We start from the raw sequence: 16791 nt of genomic DNA, 5'->3' as shown, positions 1-16791 counted from the left end.
TCAGGCCGCGGCGACCGGCTCGGGATCGTCGGCCTCGACCGCGGCCGGCTCCTTGCGGAAGATGATCTTGAGGATCGGGAAGAACACGACGAACGAGATCAGCGCGTTGATGATCATCGTCACCACGTCCGCGACGGTCTCGCCCGTCCCGCCCCAGCGCTCGATCATCCACTGGTAGATCGGGTCCTTGTAGAACCCCTGCAGCCACGCCGCGACGAACGTGATGATCACGTACGCGACCGCGTATGAGGAGGCCGCGGGCCACGGGTTGGACGTCGACTTGAACGTCACGTTCCGCTGCAGGAAGAAGTTGATCACCTGCGCGATCAGCAGGGTGAGCTGCACCGCGAGGAAGTACGCGAGCCCACCACCGCCCAGGGGCAGCGCGCCCGCCGGGTAGTCGAAGATGAAGAACGTGCTGCCGTCGGCGTTGGTGTTCACCGGCAGCACCTGGAACGCCGTGTCCACCAGCGGCGTCAGGTTGAACAGCCACTTGAACACCGGCATCAGCGCGAGCTGCAGCACCGTCATGCCCTGGCTGATCAGCGTGAACACCACGAACTCCGCGACGGCCGGGCGGGTGGTGGCGAACCGGCGCCACGCGTCGGCGATCGGGCGGAACATCGGCGTCCTCATCTCGTCGGCGCCGGTGCGGCGTCGGGCAGGTCGGCGCCCATGGAACCCCGGGACCCGGGCGCGCGGGGGCGGATGCGCACAACCTGTCGCACCCCGCGCACAGGTTGTCGGGACTGCGGTGCCCGGTTCCCGGGACGGGCGTGGGGAGGTGTGGCAGGCTCGCGCCATGGCGGACGAGCAGCGACCGGCCCTGCAGCCGGGCGGTTCCGTGCAGATCACGCTGGCGGCGTTGCTCGCGGTCTGCGGGTTGGTGCTCGGCGCGGGTGGGGTACGGCAGGGCGACGGCGTCCTGATCGTGTGCGGTGCGTTGCAGCTCGCGGCCGGGCTGTACCTGCTGCTCTGGCACCTGCGGGTCCGCGGGGGACCGCGCTCCTGACGTGGCCAGGTGCGAACGGGTGACGCGCGGGCGGAACCCGCCTCCGGCTCTGCGACCTCGTGGCACGCTGCGCTCGCACCACCGGACGCACCCGCGAGAGGACCCACCCGTGACCGAGATCCCCCACGACAAGCGCGACCAGCTCGAGCAGATCACCTCCGGTCTGCTGCAGGGCGAGCAGGTCTACGCCGTCTACGACTGCACCGGGGCGGGCACCGGCTTCGTCGGGCTGACCGACAAGCGCGTGATCATGCAGGACAACTCCTTCGTCGGGAAGAAGTCCGCGCTCACCTCCATCCCGTACGCGCAGATCCGCTCCGTGTCGGTGGTGTCCAACAAGTCGTGGGGCGGCGGCTTCTTCTCCTCGTCGGCCATCGCGCTCGACGTCGGCGGCGTCGTCCACGAGGCCGAGTTCCGGGGCGAGCAGAAGGCCCGCCACGTCCACGACCTCATCCTGTGGAAGCTCCTCGGCGCCTGAGGGAGCGGCCCGTACAGTCGGCCACGTGCCCCGTGACCTGCTGCTGCACGACGACACCCTGACCGATCCCGGCCTGCGGCCGCTGTTCGCCGAGGCCGGGCAGCAGGTGCGCGAGGGCACCGCCCAGGTCGTGCAGGTCGACGCGTCGCGGTACGTCGTCGTCGTGGACGGCCGGTCGATCCTCGCCGGGGACGTCCTCGCGCACGCCCTCGCCCGGGCGACCGCCGAGGACTTCGACGTCGAGGCGCTGGTCGCGCTGTCCGAGCGGCTGCGGGTCGCCACCGCGTGGTGGGTCGTCGCCGAGCCCGCCCGGCGGTGGGTGGAGACGGTCGTGCGCGACCAGTTCTTCGTCCGCCCGCCCGGCGACGAGTGGGACGCCCCGCCGTGGGCGCTGCGCGCGGGCGTGGACCGCGCGCACCTGGACGACGCGTGGCTGCGGTACGCCTGCTGGCTGGCCGTCGGGTACCGCCGGTTCGGCGCGAGCTACGAGAGCCTCACCGCCGACGAGATCTTCCGCTGGGCCACCCTGCTCGGCAGCACCGAGCCCGCCCGCCTGAAGAAGCACGGCACCGGCACGTTGCCCGCCGACGTCGCGGGGTACCGCGACGCCCACGTCACCTGCACCGCGAACGACGCCTTCGCGACCATCCGGATCACGATGCGGACCGCGACGCCCGAGGCGTACCGCGCCGCGCTGACCTGGCTGGTCCGGCTGCTGCGCACCGGGTTCCCGCACTCCTACGCCCTGGACTTCCGCGGACTCGAGAAGGTCTACCTGCCGGTGCGCGGGCTGCCCCGCAAGGGCGTGCACCAGCTGTTCGCCGCCGCGGCCGCGCACCCCGACCTGCGCCCCCTGATCGCCGACTACGCCCGCGCCGCGATGCGCGAGGACGCCTGGTACGAGAACGTCGACGAGGAGGACCCGGCGATGCCCGGCACCTTCGCCGTCGGCGCCCTGCTGCTCGGCGACGACCACCAGCAGCACCTCGCGCTCGCCCACGCGTACCTCGCGCTCTGCGACGACGAGCACCAGGCCGTCCACGGTCGCCTCGTCAGCGCCTACGTGCAGCGGCACGGGCTGACCCCCGACGCCGTCGCGCTGCTCGTCACCTGCGTGCAGCACATCCAGGAGCTCGCCCCGATCACCGGCGCCCCGGCGCTCGCTGGCACCCCGGAGGCGCTGACCGCGCTCGCCGCCGCCCGGGCCCGGGTCGCCGCGGACGACCCCGACCTCGCGGACTGGACCTGGCAGCACGTCGTCCACGCGATCTGGGGCCGGACCGGGACGCACGAGCCCGAGAAGGTCGTCCGGCGGGCACCCGCCGACCTGCGCGACGCGTACCGGGCGCTGCTCCCCGACGCCTGACAGCCGGGCCGCGGCGTGGCGTCAGGGGATGTCGACGTCGATCCGCCGGTCCCGCCAGTAGAACTCCCGGTCGTGCTCGCCGATCTCCCGCACCACCCGGCACGGCGACCCCACGGCCACCACCCCGGACGGGATGTCCCTCGTCACGACCGACCCGGCGCCGATCACCGAGTCGTGACCGATCGTCACGCCCGGCATGATCGACACCCCGGACCCGATCCACACGTTGTCGCCGATCGTGACGGGGATGTTGAACTGCGCGGCCTGCCGCCGCAGCCCCGGCTCCAGCGGGTGCCCCGCCGTGGTGATCGTGACGTTCGGGCCGATCATCACGTGGTCACCGATCCGGATCGGGCCGTCGTCCACCAGGGTCAGGTTGAAGTTCGCGTAGAACCGCTCGCCCAGGTGCACGTGCCGCCCCGCCCAGTTCGCGTGCAGCGGGGGCTCGATGTACGCGTCGGCGCCCACCGAGGCGAACATCTCCCGCAGCAGCTCCGCCCGGCGCGCGCCCTGCGAGGGGCGGGTGGCGTTGTAGTCGTACAGGAGCTCCAGCGCCTGCGTCTGCTCGGCGGCGAGGTCGCCCTGGTTGGGGTCGTAGATCAGGCCCGCGGCCATGCGTTCGCTGTTGTCCACGGGGGTAGTACAGCACCCGGCTTCGGAGCGCGGTCTTGCCTCATGGCGGAAGGCGGTGGCAACATCTTGCCGACACCGGCAGGATGCTGCCGACATCGGACATCTGCTGCCGGGAGGCTCGATGGACTGGCGGGCTCCTGAGCGCGTCTTCGGCAGCGGCCTGGACGCCGTGGTCCTCCGTGCGCTGTGGACGGCGGGCCGCCCCTTGACCGGCGAGCAGGTCGCGCGCGTCGCCCACATGGGCTCGGTGCGCGGCATCCGGTACGCGCTCGGCCGACTCGTGGAGTTCGGCATCGTCACGGTGGAGACCGTCGGGTCCGCGAGCGTCTACCGGCTCAACACCGATCACCTCACCTTCCCGGCGGTCGACGCCGCCTTCCGGGCGCTCGACCCCTGGACGCTTCTCCGCGACCGCCTGGTCGACCTCGTCGCGGTGCTCCACCCCGGTGGAGGTGTCACGGTCGCCATCTTCGGGTCCGTGGCGCGAGGCGACGCGGGGCCCGACTCGGACGTCGACCTTCTCGTGGTCGTGCCGGAGCGGGATGACCGCGCCGACAACCTCCGCGCGTCGGTCGTCGAGCACGTCCATCGGTGGACCGGGCGTCCGGTGGGGGTGTACCTGACGACCCCGGCGCTCCTCGCTGCCGCCCGTGACCAGGACGACCCGATCGTCGCATCGTTCGCGGACGACGCGATCACACTGGCGGGCCCGGACGTCGCGCGGTACCTCGGGAAGCGGGCCCGTTGACGCCGCGCCGACCCAGCACCCGGGTCATCACGCCGGGCGAGGTCGCCGTCCGCGCGGCGACCGCGCGCCAGTACCTGCAGGTCGGTGAGCTCGTCATCGGGGAGGACCCCGCCGAGCGGCAGGTCGCCGGTGGGCTCGCGGTGCTGGCGGCGATCGCCGCGTCCGACGCCATCTGCGGGACGGCGCTCGGGGAGTACGCCCGCGGCAAGGACCACGACCTCGCCCCCGACCTGCTCAAGACCATCCGTCCCGACGGTCCGGACCTCGCGCGGCACCTCGGGCGCGTCCTCGAGCACAAGCCGACCGCGCACTACGGGACGACGTACCTCACCGCCGAGACCGTGGCTTCGATGCTGCACCACGCGGGTGCGCTGGTCGTGGCGATGGAGCGCATCCGCCGACGGTGAGCGCCGACTAGGGAGCCGTCGCTCCCGTGCCTGTCGGTGGGCCCCGTGGGGATCGAACCCACAACCCGCGGATTAAAAGTCCGCTGCTCTGCCAGTTGAGCTAGAGGCCCGGGAGGTGAGGGGGATCATCGGTGGGATCCCCGGGACAGCTCCCGCGTCGTCCGGGGCAGGCGTGAGACCGCTCCGAGGTCGACGAAGTCGAAGGTACCGCCTCGTCGGGCGGGCGTCAGACCAGCTGCTGTCATCGCGGCGACGGTTCGGTCACGGCGCCGTCCTCCTCCGTCGTGCGCGGCGGGCCACCTCGACGCGGGGCGGCGCGTCCGCCTCCCGGCGCCGGCGGACCCGCACGCCGAGGACGACCCCGCCCAGCGCGACCGCGGCGAGCACGACGAGGTACCAGGCGTCCGCGAGGCCGTGGGTGACGGCCAGCACCACGACGACCCCGACGAGCGCCGCCGCGAACAGGACGATCGCGACCACGTCCAGCACCCGGCGCCCGCGCTCGGTGAGTCGGTCCACGACGCGCGTCACGACCACCACCCCGGTGGCGGTCACGGACACGGTGGCCCAGCCTTGCTGCCCGGTGACCGCGGACAGGACCACGCCGGCCGCGCAGAACGCGACGATGCCCGCCCAGAACGCCATGAGGACGGACGAGCGGCGCCCGTCGTGCCCCGTCACCGCCTGCGCCCCACTCGCTCGATCGTCAGGGTGTCGTCCGGCGCCGTGACCATCCTCCAGGTCCCGGAGAACGGCAGCCCGGTCCTGATCTCGACGCGCTCGCCCGGGACGAGGTCGAGGTCCATCGGCCGGGACGTCGTCCAGTCCATCGACGCGCGCACGCGGTGCCGGCCCGGCGGCACGTCGACCTCCGCCACGGTGCGGGGCTTCAGGAGTGCCACCGGTTCCCCGTCGACCGTGACGCGGATGCGCCGCAGCATGCCGGCTGAGTCGTCGCCACGGGACAGCACGAGGCGCGCGGGCGGACCCGGCACGGTCGGCCCGGCGACACCGTGATCGTCCTGTCGCCCCTGGCGGGCCCGGGCGGCGACCGCCGTCCACCCGGCGATGAGGACGACGGCAGCGCCGAGCGCCGCCGGCAGCGACGGCCCGTCGTACCCCGCGACCACGACGATCACGACCGCGACCAGCCCGAAGGTGCTCGCCGCCACCATCAACCAGAGCGGCAGATCGCGCTTCACGCCGTCACCGGTCCAGGCCGAGGGGACAGCGCACCGAGCGCCATCCAGCCCACCCCGGTGAGCAGAGCCGGCCAGGAGACCGTCACGCGACACTCCTTCCCCGCAGAGCTGTCATGACGTCAGCGACCGGACCGCGAAGAACGCCACCGCCACGAAGCCCACGACGGCGGCCGTCACCTGGACCCGGCGGCGCCGCGGCGGGTCGTCGCGGAACCGGAAGAGCAGCCACGCCGCCAGCAGGACGAGCGCCACGGCCACCGCCGCCTCGGCCGCCGAGATGCTGCCGCCACCCGTCCCGGTCACGGGGTCGTCCGGGAACCGTGACCGCGGTCGCCGTCCTGCCCCGCGCGGCGCCGCTGCCGGTGTGACACGACCCCGAGTGCCGCCATGAGCACGGTCAGGAGACCGAGCAGCACGAGCAGCCAGGTGGGTGCCCCTACGGCGGCACCGGCGGCGAGCACGACCACCTCGCAGACCGCGAGGGTGGCGTACAGCCCCCAGTGCGGCAGCGGGCCGCGGGCCTTGGTGATGCCGAGGAACAGCAGGACGTCGCGGGTGGTGGTCATCGCCGCCGCCGCGGGCACGTCACGAGCGCCAGGCGCGGGCCGACGGGGACGCTCCCGCCCTCAGCACCCTGCACGCCGTCCGCCCTCCGTCGCCGACCCGTGCCTGCACTCTGCCTGGTCGGCCGTCACCCGGCCGGACGAACCGGGCATTTCACCCGGACGGGCGACCCGTGCGGCGCCGCCTGCCGGCGGGAGATCAGCCGGCGACCTCCTCGTACCGCTCCACCAGCCCTACGAACTCCGTCCGCAGCCCGTACGGGTCCTCCCCGAGCGCGGTCTGCGCCCGCTCGCGGGCGCGGGCGGTGTCCGCGCCGTCGGCGTACGCGGACCCGCCGGCGACGAGTCCGAACTCGACGACGGCCGACGCGAACCGGAAGTCGGTGCCGGGCCGCCGGGTGTAGGTGTCGGCGCCGGCGGGGACGACGACCTCGGTGCTCTCGGCCGCGCCGGGCTCCTTGTAGCGCACGTGCACCGTGAGGAAGTCGCTGGAGCCCCGGGTCTTGCTCCGCTGGTAGGTGAGACCGTCGTCGTCGTCGGCGTCCTCGGCCCCGGCGGGGACGAGCTCGTAGAACGCGGTCACGGAGTGCCCGGCGCCGACGTCGCCGGCGTCCTTCGTGTCGTCGTCGAAGTCCTCGTCCTCCAGGCGGCGGTTGTCGTAGCCGAGCAGCCGGTACCGCGAGACGGTCGCGGGGTTGAGCTCGACCTGGAGCTTGAGGTCCTGCGCGACGACGACCATCGTGGAGTCGAACTCGTCGACGAGGACCTTGCGCGCCTCCTCGAGGGTGTCGATGTAGGCGTAGTTGCCGTTCCCGTGGTCGGCGATGGCTTCCATGGTGTCGTCCTTGAGGTTGCCCATGCCGAACCCGAGGACGGAGATGTGCACCCCGGTGGCGGCGTGCTCCTCGATCAGGGCGGTGAGCGCCTCGGGGCCGGACGGCCCGACGTTGAAGTCGCCGTCGGTGGCCAGGACGACCCGGTTGTTGCCGCCGTCGACGAAGTTCTCGGTCGCGAGCGCGTAGGCGGTCTCCAGGCCCGCGGCCCCGCCGGTCGATCCCCCGGCGCGGAGCTCGCGGAGGGTCCGCACGAGCTGGTCGTGCTCGCTGCCCGGCACCGAGTCGGCCAGCACGGAGTCGCTGCCGGCGTAGGTGACGATCGAGACGGTGTCGTCCTCGTCGAGCTGCTCGACGAGGAGGGCAAACGACTCCGCGAGCAGCGGCAGCTTGTCCGGCTCGTCCATGGACCCGGACACGTCGAGCAGGAAGACGATGTTGTTGCCCCGGCTCGTCGGCACCACGTCGGTCGCCTGCACCCCGATCATCGCGAGCTGGTGGTCGGGGGCCCACGGCGCGTCGGCGACCTGGGTCGTCACCGTGAACGGGTCGGCGGCGTCGGCGGCGGGCGCCGGGTAGTCGTAGTCGAAGTAGTTGACGAGCTCCTCGATCCGCACGCCCTGCGGCGCGACCCCCTGCGTGAGCTGCCGGCGCAGGTTGCTGTACGACGCGGTGTCGACGTCGGAGGCGAACGTCGACAGCGGGCTCGTCGCCACGTCCTGGAACGCCTGCTCCGGGGAGTCGTCGTACGCCTCCTGCGTCTCCGGCGGGACGCCCTGCCACGGCGCGGGGTCGAGGAGCTCCTCGTGCGCCGCGTCGTCCGCGAAGGTGGCCTCGCTCGACCCACCGGCGCTGCACGCGCCGAGAGCCGCGAGCACCGCGAGCGCGACGGACGCGGCGACGGCACGGTCCCGCCTCCGCCCCGAGGTAGTGCGACGAGCACCTGCTGACGACCAGCCGTTCATGTGACCCCTCCATCGTCCGGTGGCTAGCAGCCTGGCGGGTCGGTGACCAGGGCAACCAGCACGGGACGGTCACGCGAGCGTTCCGGTCTGGTCACGGGCGCGTGCCGCGCTGAGGCCCCGCGGAGGTGGGCGCCTGGAGCGTCGCCGCTCACTGGACCCCAGGCCGACCCGGAGGTACAGTCAGGGTGCGGACCCGCCCCACACTCGTGGACATGGCGGGTCTAGCTGTTTCTCCGGCAGGTGCAACGGCCCACGGTGCACGTCCCGCGGCGCGAGGAAGCGCGCGTACCAGTCCCACCCGAACCGCTGGGACTCGTGGCGGTTCACCGCGAGGTAGGCGCAGTACGCCACCAGATCGGCGATCTGCGTCCACTGCGACATCCGGCTGTCGTGGTATGACGGATCCTCCAGGAGGTGCCTCGTCGCGAGCTTCAACCCTCGGTGCGCCTGCCGGTAGTGCGGATCGTCACCGTCCATCGCGACCAGGCCGAGGGAACCATCCGTGCGCAGCTCGGAGTCGAGGCGCGAGATGAGCCGCTCGTACAGCGCGTACTTCTCAGCCGCGTAGGCGGAGCCCTTCGCCGTCGTCCGCTGCCAGACCGCGCCCACCCGCATCGTCGGACTGCGCGCCAGGACGGTCAAGCAGCGCTCGGCCACCTCGCGGCCGAGGTCCTTCCAGAGCACCATCTCGGAGTTCGCGCCGTCCACGGAGACCCTGGTCGTTCGAAACCGCGCGGGCGGACTCGTGCTGATGTGACCGAAGCCCGAGACCCCGCGCCCCTGCACGTACTCGGTGCAGTGGAGCTCGGCGGTCACCGGGACGCGGTAGTCGCGGACGAGCTCCTTCCGCAACGTCAGCCACTCGCGGAGCGCGGAGCCCCAGTCGCACGGCGCGACCTCGACCCAGCCGTAGACGACGAGCCCGCTCAACGAGGACCCGGAGTCGTCCAGGTACAGCATCCGGTCGAGCGTCGGGCGCTGAGCGTCGGGCACGGGAGCTCCTGGCAGTGGTGGGTGAGGCCGACCGGATCGAGAACCGCTCGGAGCAGAGTTGCACCTCGCCGGACACCTGCTCGTCCTCGTGCCGCACCGCACGTGCCGGTAGGTGGTGATCCCCGAGTCGGTCGACCGCCAGACCGGCACGCGCCCTCGCGGGGTCGGATGCTCGATGCCTCATGGGCGGGCGCGGATCGATCGGCGCTACCTGACTCCCGTTTCATCACCAGCACGTCGACGTCGCGCGGCCGTCCACGCCGACCGAGGTCTGCTCACCCCAGCGCGATCTGCTCGCGTCCGGTGTCGCGGGGCACGCCGTCGGCGACGTGCAGGTAGGGCCCGGTGACGCCGAGGCCCATGTCGCGCCCGCCGGGGTCGGACCCGCCGACGGTGAGCCCGTCGTGGGTGCCGGAGGCACCACCCATCGGGCTGGCCCGGACGTCGCTGACGCCGGCGGCCTCGAGCGCGGCGACGAGGTCGTCGATGTCGCCGTCCGCCCCGGTCACGATCACGGTGACGTCGTACTGGCGGCGGTCCACGACGCCGTCCCCGCCGCTCCGGAACTCGCCGTAGGCGTCCTCGATCTCGCCGCCGAGCGCCTCGACGATCCCGGGCAGCAGGTCCTGGGCGGCGGCGACGACCTCGGTCCGGCTGGTGTCGAGGTCGTCGGCGGTGGCGCTCCCGCCGCACCCGCTGAGGCCGAGGGCGGTGGCGACGACGAGGCCGACGGCGGCCACGAACGGCGTGCGGCGCGGGGCGATGGGCGTCTCGGGACCGGTCACGGCGTCACTGTAGGCGGCGTGGGCCGGTGCGCCGCCCCCAGCACCTCGACCCGCACCCCCTCACCGTCCTCGCCTCCGGTGACGGCCGCCTCGACCCCGAACACGGTCCGCAAGGTCCCGGGCGTGAGCACGTCGCGCGTGGTCCCGGCCGCGTGCACCCGACCCTCGTGCAGCACGGTGAGCCGGTCGCAGTACCGGGCGGCGAGCGCGAGGTCGTGCAGCACGACGACGACGGTGAGCCCGGTGCCGCGCAGCAGCGCGAGCAGCTCGTGCTGGTGCTGGACGTCGAGGTGGTTGGTGGGTTCGTCGAGCAGCAGCACGGCGGGTTCCTGGGCGAGGGCCCGCGCGGCGTGCACGCGCTGGCGCTCGCCGCCGGACAGGGTGCGCCACCGGCGGTGCTGGGTGCCGGACATGCCGACGGCGGCGAGCGCGCGGTCGCAGGCGGCGTCGTCGTCGGGGCCGGGCGGGGTGAGGCGGCCGCGGTGGGGGAGGCGCCCGAGGGCGACGACGTCGGCGACGGCGAGGTCGGTGTCGGCGTCGCTGCTCTGCTCCATGACGGCGAGGGTGCGGGCGCGCTCGCGGCGCGGGACGTCGGCGAGGGGGTGGTCGCCGAGCAGCACCCGGCCGTGCTGCGGGGCGAGGGTCCCGGCGAGGACGTGCAGCAGCGTGGACTTGCCGGAGCCGTTGGGGCCGAGCAGCCCGGTGACCTGCCCGGGTGTGGCGGTGAGGCTGACGCCGTCGAGGACGGGTGCGGCCCGGCCGCGCACGCGGACGGTGACGTCGTGGCAGGCGAGGTGGACGGTCACGCGCGCTCCCGGCGGTGGAGGACGACGAGGAACGCGGGCACGCCGAGCAGCGCGGTGACGACGCCGGCGGGGATCTGCCGGGGTGCGAGGGCGGTGCGTGCGACGGTGTCGGCGAGCACGAGGAACACGGCGCCGCCGAGGGCGCTGAGCGGCAGCAGCCGCCGGTGCAGCGGTCCCGCGAGGGCGCGGACGGCGTGCGGGACGATCAGCCCGACGAACCCGATGGCGCCGACGGACGAGACGACGACGGCGGTGACGGCCGCGGTCGCGACGAGGGCGGTGGTGCGGACGGCCGTGACGGGGACGCCGAGGCTGTGCGCGGTGCGGGCGCCGAACGCGAACGCGTCGAGGTCGGCGGCGATCAGCCGCAGCGCCACGAGGGCGACGGCGGTGACGGCGGCGCAGAGCGCGACGGCGGGCCAGCGCGCGGCGGCGAGCGACCCGGTGAGCCAGGAGGTGAGGCCGCGGGCGGCGTCGGCGTCGCCCCAGCCGAGCAGGACGAGCGAGGTGAGGGCGGCGAACAGCTGCCCGACGACGACTCCGGTGAGCACGAGCCGCCCGGTGCTGGCGGCCCGGCGCCCGAGCAGCAGCAGGACCAGGCCGAACGCGAGCAGCCCGCCGACCAGGGCGCCGCCCGCGAGGGACACGCTCCCGGCGCCGAGGCCGGTGACCAGGACGAGGACGGCGCCGGTGGACGCCCCGGAGGAGATGCCGAGCAGGTAGGGCTCGGCGAGGGCGTTGCGGGTGACGGCCTGCAGGACGACGCCGCAGGTGGCCAGGCCCGCCCCGGCGACGGCGGCGAGCAGCACGCGCGGCACCCGCAGGTCCCAGACCACGGAGTCGAGCAGCGGCGGCAGCGGCTCGACGGGCAGGCCGAGGTGGGAGCCGACGGACCGGGCGGTCTCGGCCCACCCGACCCCGCCCCCGGCGGTGACGGCGGCGACGGCCGCGGCCGCGACGGCCAGGAGCAGCAGCGCCGCCCCGGCCGTCGCGCCCACGGGTCGCAGCAGGTCAGCGCTGCGCGAGGACGACGTAGTCATCGAGGTGCTGCCACACGGGCCCGGCCTCGGCGAACTGCGCAGCGCGCAGGGCGGAGACGTGGAAGTCGAGTCCGAGGTCCGGGTTGGGCGGGCGCGGCGCGAACCGGCGCTCCCGCTCCGGGGCGAGCGGCGCGAAGTGCGGGTGCGCGACGAGCTCCGCGAACCACGCATCCCAGCTGAGGGCACCCGCGGCGTGGTCGCGGGCCTGGGTCGCGGCGTCGTCGCGCCGCCCGAGCTCCTCGAACAGCGGCCGCCCGGCGGGCTGGCGCAGGTGGTCGGCGTTCATCAGGACGCCGCCCGGTCGCAGGACCGAGGCGGCGTCCCGGTAGACGCGGGCGAGGACGTCGGCGGGCAGCCAGTGCAGCGCGGTGGACGACAGGACGGCGTGCGGGCGGCGGCCGTCGAGGACCTCGGTCCAGGCGGGGTCCCACAGGTCGGCCTCGCGGAACGTCAGGCGGCCGCCGTGCCGGGCGAGGGCGTGCCGCCCGAGCTCGAGCAGCAGCGGGTCGTAGTCGACGGCGACGCAGGTCATCCGCGGGAACCGGTCGAGGACGCGGGTCGAGATCGAGCCGGGGCCGCAGGCGAGGTCGACCACCAGGGCGTCGGCCGGCACGGTCTCGGCGAGGACGTCGAGCATGATCGCGAACCGGTCCTCGCGGCGGTTGATGTACGCGGCCTGCTGGCGGTCCCAGGCGTCGAGGTGGGCGGCGGCCCACGCGCTGACGGCGGTCACGCGCCGGCCCCCGCGTACTCCACGAGTGCGTCGGACAGCGTGGTGAGCGCGTCGACGCTGCGCACGGACGGGTCCATCTCCGTCGCGGGGATCGCCACGAGCCGGTCGGCCCGCACGGCGGACAGCGCGGCGGTCACGCTGTCGGCGCGCAGGGCGTCGATCTTGTCCTGCGCGCTGTCCCCGGCGAGGCCGCGGGACAGGTCGGCGAGGACGAGGACGTCGGGGTCCCGCTGGGCGATCTCGTCCCAGCTGGTCTCGCTCCACTGGGCGTCGAGGTCGGCGAAGGCGTTCTCGGCCCCGGCGAGGTCGGTGAGGGTCTGGGGCAGCCCGGCGCCACCGGCGACGATCGGGGCGCCGTTGATGGTCGAGTAGATCCACGCGACGTCGAGGCCGCCCGCGTCGGGCGCGGCCGCGGTGGCCGCGTCGAGGACGGCCTGCTGCTCCGCGACGAGGTCCGCGCCGCGCTCCTCGACGCCGAACACGGCGGCGAGGTCGGTGATCTCGGCGAAGATCCCGTCGAAGCCGTCGGCGGTGACCAGGGACGGGTCCTCGCAGTCGTTGGCGGACAGGTAGGCGGGGACGCCGAGGTCGACGAGCTCGCTCCGCGCGCCGACGGCGTCGGTGGCGAACGCCGACGCGCGCATCGAGTAGACGAAGTCCGGTGCGGTCTCGCGCAGCTGCTCGGCGGTGGGGTACTGGTCGGCGAGCACGGGGACGGCGGCGTACGCCTCCGCGTACTCGGGGGCGACGGCGTCCGTGAGGTAGGCGGTCCCCGCGAGGGAGTCGCCGAGCCCGAGCGCGAGCAGCAGCTCGGTGGCGCCCTGCTCGAGGGTCACGGCACGCTGCGGGGGCGCGGTGACGGTGAGGTCCAGGCCGCAGCTGGTGAGGGTGACGCCGTCCGGGGTGGCGTCGTCGGGCGCGTCGGCCGCGCCGGTCCCCGAGGCGCACCCGGCGAGGAGCGCGAGCACCGCGACTCCAGGAATGATAATCGTTCGCATGAGCCCATGCTAGGTGACCCGCAGGTCAGCTCCGGACCACGGCCCCGCCGGTCCGGCGTCGCCGCAGTCGCCCCGCCAGCACCCCGTGCCGCGGGCTCCCCAGGTACACCAGCGCGAACACCACCCCCTGCGTCAGCACCACCAGCCCGCCGGACGCCGCGTCCAGCCAGTAGCTCAGGTAGATCCCGACGGCCGCGCACCCGGCGGACAGCGCCGGGGCGATGACGAGCATCCGCCCGAACCGGTCGGTGAGCAGGTACGCGGTCGCGCCGGGGATGATCAGCAGCGCGACGACGAGCACGACCCCGACCACCTGCAGCGCCACCACCGAGGTCACGGCGAGCAGCCCGAGCAGCAGCGCGCTGAGCTGCCGGGGCGACAGGCCGATCGCGTGCGCGTGGGTGGGGTCGAACGCGAACAGCGTGAGGTCCCGCCGCTTCAGCACCAGCACCGTGAGGGCGACGGCGGCGAGCACCGCGATCTGCGCGAGGTCGGCCGGGCTGACCCCGAGCACGTTGCCGAACAGGATGTGGTTGAGGTCGGTCTGGCTCGGCGTCACCGAGATGAGCACGAGACCGAGTGCGAACAGCGTCGTGAAGACGATGCCGATGGCGGCGTCCTCCTTGACCCGGCTGGTGCTGCGGATCGTGCCGATGAGGGTCACGGCCAGCAGCCCTAGCACCAGTGCCCCGAGCGCGAACGGCGCCCCGACGACGTAGGCCAGGACCACGCCGGGCAGCACGGCGTGCGAGACCGCGTCGCCCATCAGCGACCAGCCGATCAGCACCAGCCAGCAGGACAGCACGGCGCACACCACGGCGGCGACGACGGTGGTGAGCAGGGCCCGCACCATGAAGTCGTACTGCAGCGGTTCGAGCAGCAGGTCGAGCACGGTCACGCGGCTCCCTCCCCGAGGACGTCGAGGCCGAACGCGCGCGCCAGCACCTCGGGGCGCAGCGCCCCCGCGACGGGGCCGTGGAACAGCACGTGTCGCAGCAGCAGCACGGCGTCGTCGGCGAGGTCGGGCAGCGCGTGCAGGTCGTGCGTGGAGACCAGCACGGTGCGGCCGTCGGCGGCGAGCTCGCGCAGCAGTCGCACGATGGTCGCCTCGGAGCCCTTGTCGACCCCGGCGAACGGCTCGTCCAGCAGCAGCACGCGCGCGTCCTGCGCGATGCCCCGCGCGACGAACACCCGCTTGCGCTGCCCGCCGGACAACCGCCCGATCTGCCGGTCGGCGAGGTCGGCGAGCCCGACGCGGTCCAGGGCCTCGGCCACGGCGGCGTGGTCGGCACGGCTCGCGCGGCGCGTGAACCCCTGGTGCCCGTAGCGGCCCATCATCACGACGTCCCGCACCCCGACGGGGAACGCCCAGTCGACGTCCTCGCTCTGCGGCACGTACCCGACCAGGTGCCGGCGCCGCGCCGCGGCGGGCGTGCCGCCGCCGACGGCGACGGTGCCAGCGTCGGGGCGCACCAGTCCGGTGACGGCCTTCAGCAGGGTGGACTTCCCGGACCCGTTCATGCCGATGAGCCCTGTCACCCGGCCGGGCCGGACGTCGAGCGTGACGCCGTCGAGGGCCACCACGTCGCCGTACCGCACGACGACGTCGCGCAGGCTGATCGCGGTCACGACGTCCTCCCGGCGGTGCCCGTCAGGCCCGCGACGATCGTGTCCACGTCGTGGCGCAGCAGGTCGAGGTACGTAGGGACGGGACCGTCCGGCTCGGACAGCGAGTCGACGTAGAGGGTCCCGCCGAACTCGGCGTCGGTGGCCTCGACCACCTGGCGCATCGCCCGGTCCGAGACGGTCGACTCGCAGAACACCGCGGGCACGTCGTTGTCCCGCACGAACTCGATGGCCGCCGCGATCTGCCCCGGGGTGGCCTGCTGCTCGGCGTTGACCGGCCAGATGTACCGCTCGGTGAGCCCGGCGTCCCGGGCGAGGTAGGAGAACGCGCCCTCGCAGGTGACGAGCGCGCGCTGCTGCTCGGGGACCTCCGCGAGCTCGGCGAGCAGGTCGTCGTGCACCGCCTGCAGGTCCGCGGCGTAGGCGGCGCCGTTGGCCGCGAAGTCCTCGGCGTGCTCGGGGGCGAGGTCGCTGAACGCGTCGACCATGGTGTCGACGTAGACCTGCACGTTCAGCGGGCTCATCCACGCGTGCGGGTTCGGCTTGCCGGCGTAGGCGTCGGCGGCGATGTCGATGGGCTCGACGCCGTCGGAGACGACGACGTGCGGCACCTCCACCTGGTCGACGAACTGCGCGAACCACGCCTCCAGGCCGAGCCCGTTGTCGAGCACGAGGTCCGCCTCGGCGGCCTTGCGGACGTCGCCCGGGGTGGGCTCGTAGCCGTGGATCTCCGCGCCGACCTTGGTGATCGACTCGACCCGCAGGTGGTCGCCTGCCACGTTGCCGGCGATGTCCGCGAGCACGGTGAACGTCGTGAGCACCACCGGCCTGTCGTCGCCCGCGGCGGTGCCGGGGATGGTGCCGCAGGCGCCGAGCAGCAGGGCGGTGGCCGCCGCGAGGGCTGCGGCGCCCACGCGGATCCGGGTCGTCACGTCGGGACCTCCGGGTGGTCGAGAACAGAAGTTCGGAATGCCGAACTCACTCCATCCTGGCACATCTCGCGGCCCGGGTACGGGTCGTGGTCGTCACATCCCGCGGCCCGGCTCCGGGCAGGTCGGTCGGGCCCCGTAGGCTCTAGGTCATGCACGCGGACGCTCACGAGGTGGTAGCAGCCTCGACATCGCGTGCCGTCGACCTCGATCCCGCCCGCAGGATCGCGCGCGCCGTCGCCGCCGCGGGCGTCGCGACCCTCGTGGCGCTGCTGTTCCACCTCCTCGCCGGGGGTGCCACGCCGCACCTGCTCGGCGTGGCGGTCCCGCTGCTGCTCGCGACCGCGGTGTGCCTGGTCCTCGCGCAGGTGCGGCTGCCGTGGCTGCGCCTCGCGCTGTCCGTCGGCGTCAGCCAGCTGTTCTTCCACCTGCTGTTCTCGATCGGGGCGCCGGGCGCAGTGCCCGCCGCCGGGCCCGTGACCAGCCACCAGCACGGGGCCGCCGCGGTCGTCCTGGACGGTGCCGGACCCGCCACGCACGCCGGTCACGGCGGCGCGGCCATGTGGGTGGCGCACGTGATCGCGGCGCTGGTCACCGTGCTGGCCCTGCGGCACGGCGAGGCCACGCTGCACCGCCTCGCGCGCGCCCTGCGCCGCGCCGGGGAGCGCCTGGCC

22 protein-coding genes and 1 tRNA gene are annotated in these 16791 nt (G+C 74.0%); 6 read left to right on the top strand and 17 right to left on the bottom strand.

Annotation, left to right across the window (positions count from 1 at the left end):
- Positions 1–624 carry a GtrA family protein gene (locus EBM89_RS06575; protein WP_122148658.1) on the bottom strand — a complete coding sequence of 208 codons (624 nt, stop codon included), beginning with the start codon at positions 622–624 and terminating at the stop codon, positions 1–3.
- 178 nt (positions 625–802) lie between these two features.
- On the opposite strand from EBM89_RS06575, the gene EBM89_RS06570 reads away from it, so the two are divergent.
- The 3 genes from EBM89_RS06570 to EBM89_RS06560 all read left to right on the top strand — a co-directional run bounded on the left by EBM89_RS06570 (position 803) and on the right by EBM89_RS06560 (position 2856).
- Positions 803–1012 (top strand): hypothetical protein, encoded by a 210-nt coding sequence (locus tag EBM89_RS06570; RefSeq protein ID WP_122148657.1) that lies wholly within the window; start codon positions 803–805, stop codon positions 1010–1012.
- Positions 1013–1121: 109 nt separating this feature from the next.
- On the top strand, positions 1122–1490 hold the full coding sequence (locus EBM89_RS06565; RefSeq protein ID WP_122148656.1) for a PH domain-containing protein: 369 nt from the start codon (positions 1122–1124) through the stop codon (positions 1488–1490).
- Between the two features lie 25 nt (positions 1491–1515).
- On the top strand, positions 1516–2856 hold the full coding sequence (locus EBM89_RS06560; protein WP_122148655.1) for a DUF6138 family protein: 1341 nt from the start codon (positions 1516–1518) through the stop codon (positions 2854–2856).
- A 21-nt stretch (positions 2857–2877) separates the two neighbouring features.
- On the opposite strand, the gene EBM89_RS06555 is transcribed toward EBM89_RS06560, so the two are convergent.
- The gene (locus tag EBM89_RS06555; protein WP_233571589.1) at positions 2878–3489 is read right to left on the bottom strand and encodes a sugar O-acetyltransferase; all 612 of its coding nucleotides are present in this window, start codon (positions 3487–3489) and stop codon (positions 2878–2880) included.
- A gap of 121 nt (positions 3490–3610) precedes the next feature.
- Here EBM89_RS06555 and EBM89_RS06550 point away from each other — a divergent pair, with 121 nt between their 5' ends.
- Together EBM89_RS06550 and EBM89_RS06545 are read left to right on the top strand one after the other, a co-directional pair.
- Positions 3611–4237 (top strand): nucleotidyltransferase domain-containing protein, encoded by a 627-nt coding sequence (locus EBM89_RS06550; RefSeq protein WP_158609532.1) that lies wholly within the window; start codon positions 3611–3613, stop codon positions 4235–4237.
- Complete coding sequence (locus EBM89_RS06545; RefSeq protein ID WP_122148652.1) at positions 4234–4644, top strand: hypothetical protein; 411 nt, start codon at positions 4234–4236, stop codon at positions 4642–4644. The genes EBM89_RS06550 and EBM89_RS06545 overlap by 4 nt, the downstream gene beginning before the upstream one ends.
- A gap of 37 nt (positions 4645–4681) precedes the next feature.
- Here the strand turns inward: EBM89_RS06545 and EBM89_RS06540 are convergent.
- The 15 genes from EBM89_RS06540 to EBM89_RS06470 all read right to left on the bottom strand — a co-directional run bounded on the left by EBM89_RS06540 (position 4682) and on the right by EBM89_RS06470 (position 16120).
- Positions 4682–4754, bottom strand: a tRNA-Lys gene (locus EBM89_RS06540).
- A 151-nt stretch (positions 4755–4905) separates the two neighbouring features.
- Positions 4906–5325, bottom strand: a complete 420-nt coding sequence (locus EBM89_RS06535) for a hypothetical protein (protein WP_122148651.1) — start codon at positions 5323–5325, stop codon at positions 4906–4908.
- Complete coding sequence (locus EBM89_RS06530; RefSeq protein ID WP_122148650.1) at positions 5322–5846, bottom strand: hypothetical protein; 525 nt, start codon at positions 5844–5846, stop codon at positions 5322–5324. Before EBM89_RS06530 ends, EBM89_RS06535 begins: the two co-directional genes overlap by 4 nt.
- A 111-nt stretch (positions 5847–5957) precedes the next feature.
- On the bottom strand, positions 5958–6149 hold the full coding sequence (locus tag EBM89_RS06525; protein ID WP_122148649.1) for a hypothetical protein: 192 nt from the start codon (positions 6147–6149) through the stop codon (positions 5958–5960).
- Positions 6146–6412, bottom strand: coding sequence for a hypothetical protein (locus EBM89_RS06520; RefSeq protein WP_122148648.1), 267 nt, complete (start codon positions 6410–6412; stop codon positions 6146–6148). Before EBM89_RS06520 ends, EBM89_RS06525 begins: the two co-directional genes overlap by 4 nt.
- A 196-nt stretch (positions 6413–6608) precedes the next feature.
- Complete coding sequence (locus EBM89_RS06515) at positions 6609–8207, bottom strand: vWA domain-containing protein (protein WP_122148647.1); 1599 nt, start codon at positions 8205–8207, stop codon at positions 6609–6611.
- Between the two features lie 180 nt (positions 8208–8387).
- Positions 8388–9200 carry a DUF3800 domain-containing protein gene (locus EBM89_RS21090; RefSeq protein WP_158609530.1) on the bottom strand — a complete coding sequence of 271 codons (813 nt, stop codon included), beginning with the start codon at positions 9198–9200 and terminating at the stop codon, positions 8388–8390.
- Between the two features lie 275 nt (positions 9201–9475).
- Positions 9476–9985, bottom strand: a complete 510-nt coding sequence (locus EBM89_RS06505) for a hypothetical protein (protein ID WP_122148646.1) — start codon at positions 9983–9985, stop codon at positions 9476–9478.
- On the bottom strand, positions 9982–10791 hold the full coding sequence (locus EBM89_RS06500) for an ABC transporter ATP-binding protein (RefSeq protein WP_199732003.1): 810 nt from the start codon (positions 10789–10791) through the stop codon (positions 9982–9984). Before EBM89_RS06500 ends, EBM89_RS06505 begins: the two co-directional genes overlap by 4 nt.
- Positions 10788–11831, bottom strand: coding sequence for a FecCD family ABC transporter permease (locus tag EBM89_RS06495; RefSeq protein ID WP_122148645.1), 1044 nt, complete (start codon positions 11829–11831; stop codon positions 10788–10790). Before EBM89_RS06495 ends, EBM89_RS06500 begins: the two co-directional genes overlap by 4 nt.
- Positions 11803–12564, bottom strand: a complete 762-nt coding sequence (locus tag EBM89_RS06490) for a class I SAM-dependent methyltransferase (protein WP_122148644.1) — start codon at positions 12562–12564, stop codon at positions 11803–11805. Before EBM89_RS06490 ends, EBM89_RS06495 begins: the two co-directional genes overlap by 29 nt.
- Positions 12561–13562, bottom strand: coding sequence for an ABC transporter substrate-binding protein (locus EBM89_RS06485; protein ID WP_122148643.1), 1002 nt, complete (start codon positions 13560–13562; stop codon positions 12561–12563). Before EBM89_RS06485 ends, EBM89_RS06490 begins: the two co-directional genes overlap by 4 nt.
- Before the next feature lie 25 nt (positions 13563–13587).
- Positions 13588–14460 (bottom strand): metal ABC transporter permease, encoded by an 873-nt coding sequence (locus EBM89_RS06480; RefSeq protein ID WP_199732002.1) that lies wholly within the window; start codon positions 14458–14460, stop codon positions 13588–13590.
- Complete coding sequence (locus EBM89_RS06475) at positions 14457–15191, bottom strand: metal ABC transporter ATP-binding protein (protein WP_122148642.1); 735 nt, start codon at positions 15189–15191, stop codon at positions 14457–14459. Before EBM89_RS06475 ends, EBM89_RS06480 begins: the two co-directional genes overlap by 4 nt.
- Positions 15188–16120 carry a metal ABC transporter substrate-binding protein gene (locus tag EBM89_RS06470; RefSeq protein ID WP_122148641.1) on the bottom strand — a complete coding sequence of 311 codons (933 nt, stop codon included), beginning with the start codon at positions 16118–16120 and terminating at the stop codon, positions 15188–15190. Before EBM89_RS06470 ends, EBM89_RS06475 begins: the two co-directional genes overlap by 4 nt.
- A gap of 149 nt (positions 16121–16269) precedes the next feature.
- On the opposite strand from EBM89_RS06470, the gene EBM89_RS06465 reads away from it, so the two are divergent.
- The coding region (locus EBM89_RS06465) for a hypothetical protein (protein WP_122148640.1) at positions 16270–16791 on the top strand (522 nt) is incomplete at its 3' end.

The sequence above is a fragment of the Cellulomonas triticagri genome (genome assembly GCF_003696205.1).
Taxonomy (GTDB): Bacteria; Actinomycetota; Actinomycetes; order Actinomycetales; family Cellulomonadaceae; genus Cellulomonas; species Cellulomonas triticagri.
The sequence above is the reverse complement of the archived record's forward strand: the minus strand, read 5'-3'. Positions and strand labels throughout refer to the sequence as shown.

Bases quoted from the DNA above. Each gene is read 5' to 3' on its own strand.
- EBM89_RS06575 (WP_122148658.1), bottom strand. From the start codon at position 624: ATGTTCCGCCCGATCGCCGACGCGTGGCGCCGGTTCGCCACCACCCGC.
- EBM89_RS06570 (WP_122148657.1), top strand. From the start codon at position 803: ATGGCGGACGAGCAGCGACCGGCCCTGCAGCCGGGCGGTTCCGTGCAG.
- EBM89_RS06550 (WP_158609532.1), top strand. From the start codon at position 3,611: ATGGACTGGCGGGCTCCTGAGCGCGTCTTCGGCAGCGGCCTGGACGCC.
- EBM89_RS06520 (WP_122148648.1), bottom strand. From the start codon at position 6,412: ATGACCACCACCCGCGACGTCCTGCTGTTCCTCGGCATCACCAAGGCC.
- EBM89_RS06515 (WP_122148647.1), bottom strand. From the start codon at position 8,207: ATGAACGGCTGGTCGTCAGCAGGTGCTCGTCGCACTACCTCGGGGCGG.
- EBM89_RS06495 (WP_122148645.1), bottom strand. From the start codon at position 11,831: ATGACTACGTCGTCCTCGCGCAGCGCTGACCTGCTGCGACCCGTGGGC.
- EBM89_RS06485 (WP_122148643.1), bottom strand. From the start codon at position 13,562: ATGCGAACGATTATCATTCCTGGAGTCGCGGTGCTCGCGCTCCTCGCC.